The organism is Roseibium sp. SCP15, from assembly GCF_040329435.1.
In the GTDB taxonomy this organism is placed as follows: domain Bacteria; phylum Pseudomonadota; class Alphaproteobacteria; order Rhizobiales; family Stappiaceae; genus Roseibium.
The window spans coordinates 1-223 of sequence record NZ_JBDZYI010000020.1 but is presented as its reverse complement, the minus strand read 5'-3'; the positions used below and the strand labels follow the sequence as shown (position 1 = coordinate 223).

Genomic DNA, 223 nt, shown 5'->3' with positions numbered 1-223 from the left:
GATGGCGAAGGAAAAATTTGAGCGCAACAAGCCGCACGTTAACATTGGCACGATTGGCCACGTTGACCACGGCAAGACGACGCTGACCGCTGCAATCACCATGACGCTGGCTGAGGCTGGCGGTGCTGAAGCAAAAGCATACGATGAGATCGACGGTGCGCCTGAAGAAAAGGCCCGCGGTATCACCATCTCCACGGCGCACGTTGAGTATGAGACGGAAAAC

At 56.1% G+C, this 223-nt stretch carries 1 protein-coding gene; it reads left to right on the top strand.

The genetic code is table 11. The features are described 5' to 3' along the window. Position 1 precedes the first annotated feature (1 nt). On the top strand, positions 2-223 hold a 222-nt coding region (locus ABLO27_RS27130; RefSeq protein WP_353037223.1), incomplete at its 3' end, for a GTP-binding protein.